This is a genomic window from Sulfurimonas sp. (genome assembly GCF_032250635.1).
Classification (GTDB): domain Bacteria; phylum Campylobacterota; class Campylobacteria; order Campylobacterales; family Sulfurimonadaceae; genus Sulfurimonas.
In genome coordinates, this window is sequence record NZ_JAVVFL010000224.1 from 1 (window position 1) to 3,213 (window position 3,213).

Here is a 3,213-nt window from a genome sequence, read left to right on the forward strand (position 1 = left end):
CTTTCCTTGGGTATTTGTTATTTTACCAGATTGACACAGAATTTTGAACGGTCTCGTAGTCGATGCCTAACTCTTTCACAATTTTAAATATCGCCTCATTCTCTACATACTCAGCAATTGTTTTCATGCCCAACTTCTTTGAAAATTCAACGATGGTCGATACTACCAAAAATGCGTTCTCGTCCTTGTCTATATTTTTTATAATCGAGCCGTCAATTTTTAGATAGTCCGCTTTTAGTTTTATAAGATACTCAAAGTTGCTATAACCGGTTCCAAAATCATCTATGGCAATCTTGCAGTTATATTTTTTTACTTCGCTTATAAAGCTCATAACACCCTCGAAATTCTCCATATATTCAGACTCTACTATCTCAAAGACGACTCTTGAGCCAATGTCGTACTTCTCTAGCATAGAGAGAATATACCTGGAGACATCAGGCTCAAGCATGTCAAGAATGGAGAGATTTATGGAGAACTCAACATCTTTTTCTTTAAACATCTCAAATGCCTGATAAACAACAGTTTTGGTAATGTCAAAGTACTGTCTAGTCTGCTTTGCAACATCAAGGAAGAAGTATGGAGATATGATCTTCTTGCCGTCTCTCATTCTTACTAAACACTCATACTTCTCGTAAGAGAGATCTGAGTTGTTAACAATCGGCTGATAGTAGGTGATGATATTCTTCTCTTTGAGCGCATTTGAGAGCTTTTTTGTCCAGGTAATATTGCTTTCATATTGGCGGTTCAAAGATATCTCTTCGCTATAGACCAAGAAATCGACATTGCTTTTTTTAGCAACTTTAAGAGCCATGTTTGCGGTTGAGAGGAGGTGTTCTTTGTCTTCAAAAGAGATACCACAGGTACAAGAGATGAGCATCTCTTCATCTTTTATGGTAAATTTCTCTTTTATTGCCGCGAGTATCTGTTTGACCTTTTCAATTAAGAGCTCTTTTGAGTAGTCTATGGCAATGGCAACAAATTCGTCGCCTTGAAGTCTGTAAAATCTGAAGTTATCATCTTGTAAAAAGAGAGCGTATATCTTGTCTGCAGTGGATTTAATAATCAAATCCCCAAACTGGTGCCCATAGAAGTCGTTTATCTGTCGGAAGTTGTCTATATTGAAAACCGCTACCGATATGTTTTCAAGCTCCTGCATGTCATAGTTTAATCTAAATCTATTTCCGCATCCAGTTAGAGAGTCTGTTTTTGCGATTCTCTCAAACTCTTTTCTCTGCTCAACAATCTCGGTTATGTCAAATTTTATGACAAGATACTCTATGATTTCATTGTTTAAATCTTTGATAGGCACTATCGTGGTTTTTGCCCAAAAATCTTTTCCGGATTTTGTTTTGTTTCTTATTATGCCGTGCCAAATTTTACCGCTTGAAACCTCTTGCCAAACATCGCCAGACTCCTCTTTGGCAGCCTCGCATTGACCCATGGCACTTTGGCTTTTTCCAACAAGTTCATCTAGAGAGTAGCCGCTTATCTCTAAAAACTTATCGTTCGCATAGGTAATATTTCCATATTTGTCTACTCTTGAGAGAATAGTGCTTGAGTCTATTGCATGTTCATACTCTTTAGAGAGGTGCATAGAGAAGTCAAAGTTTTTTGTAGAGATTTTTAACTGGTTTTCAAAATATCTTGTTATCTCTTTTTGCTGCGTAATGTCTGTTCTCATTCCTATATACTCTACAACATTGCCGTCGCTGTCTAAAATAGGGTTTATAATCGCTCTTAGCCAGTTAGCGGAGCCATCTTTTGAGAGATTTTTAATATCTCCGACCCACGGCTTTTTTAAATCTTTTATGGTGTGCCACATATCTGTGAAGATCTCTTTTGACATATCGGGATGTCTCATGATACTATGTGTCTTTCCGATAAGCTCCTCTTTTGAGTAGCCGCTAAGTTTGCAGAATTCATCATTGACGTAGGTTATTATTCCATCTGGGTCTGTTTTTGAGACTATGAAACTTCCGTCTACGGTTGATTTATACTGCTCTAAAAGAGCTTGAGAGTTGTCATACTCTCTCTCTAAGCTGTCGGCAGAAAATAGAATTTTTCTGACAATGAGTATCATTAAAATTGTGACGACAATAAAAGAGATAACCAAAAATGCAACAAGAGTAATAAGCTTGTATGAGGCAAAGTCCAGCTTGTCATTTATAAGAATTTTTACATCGCTAAATATTTCATCTTCCACTTTTTTTAGAAGATTTATCGTTTGTGTAGATTTTTCAAACCAGTATGAAGGCTCTACTCCTAAATCTACTTCATATCTCTTTTTAACGGCAAGGTCTATCATTTTAAATGTTTCATCAACTGCTTCACCCCTGTAGACATCATAGTAAAAATTAAGCATATCCATCGGTGCAGCACTCTTAAAGTTTTTGGTCTCAAGAGCATATATTCTCAAGCCCTCTTTAAATGCCGTAAAAGGGTCATCTAAGTACTCTTTGCTCGTAAAGAGCTCTACTAAGATAGCTCTCGTTTGTCCCAAAGCTTCTTTGGCAGATATAAGATAGCCATACGCCTGAATATAGTTTCTATTCTCTTTATCATCCATCTGCGTCGGAGTAGACTTTATTAAATCAAGAAAAAATGAGATGTTTTTTGTGTAGTAAGCTCTTGCGTTAATTGTTGAGAGGTTAAGAAGGTCGCTGTTGTTTCTTGCTCTGATTTTGTCAAAACGTGATAGCGTGTCGGCATTGTTTCTGCATACGGTGCACTGTGATATTATATTTTTTGCATTTTCAATTGCCTTGTTCAGATTCTCTTTTGCCTCAAGTAGTTTTTCATCATTTTGGTCTAAATTTTTGCTTGCAATAAGCCCCGAGGTAATCCCTCTCTCTATCTGCATATAATGGATTACTTTAGATATTGCTTCTGCTTCAAGTATATGATGTTTTGTAAATTCAAGATTTTTTTTATCGTTATATATTTCAAATAAAATTAATGATGATAATAGTATCACGAAAAATAGTGGAACCATTATTAAGAAAAGGAGTCTCGCTTTTAAATCTAGTTTCATCTATTAGAGTTCCTTGCGCCTTAATTTGCCAAAGCAAATAGAAATTTAGGATATTGTAGCATATTTTATTTTTGTGATACTTATGTGATACCTATATAGAGTAAATAATGTACTCAATCTCCTCTAAAAGTCTTCTTCTCTCTATATTTGTAGAAGCTGCATATGCCATGGCGGCTCCAGCG

At 36.1% G+C, this 3,213-nt stretch carries 1 protein-coding gene; it reads right to left on the bottom strand.

From position 1 onward, the window contains the following. Window positions 1-22: 22 nt before the first annotated feature. Window positions 23-3,031 carry an EAL domain-containing protein gene (locus RQ763_RS10975; RefSeq protein WP_314153008.1) on the bottom strand — a complete coding sequence of 1,003 codons (3,009 nt, stop codon included), beginning with the start codon at window positions 3,029-3,031 and terminating at the stop codon, window positions 23-25. Window positions 3,032-3,213 lie beyond the last annotated feature (182 nt).

Coding starts and splice junctions, on each gene's coding strand:
- RQ763_RS10975 (WP_314153008.1), bottom strand. CDS start 3,031: ATGAAACTAGATTTAAAAGCGAGACTCCTTTTCTTAATAATGGTTCCA.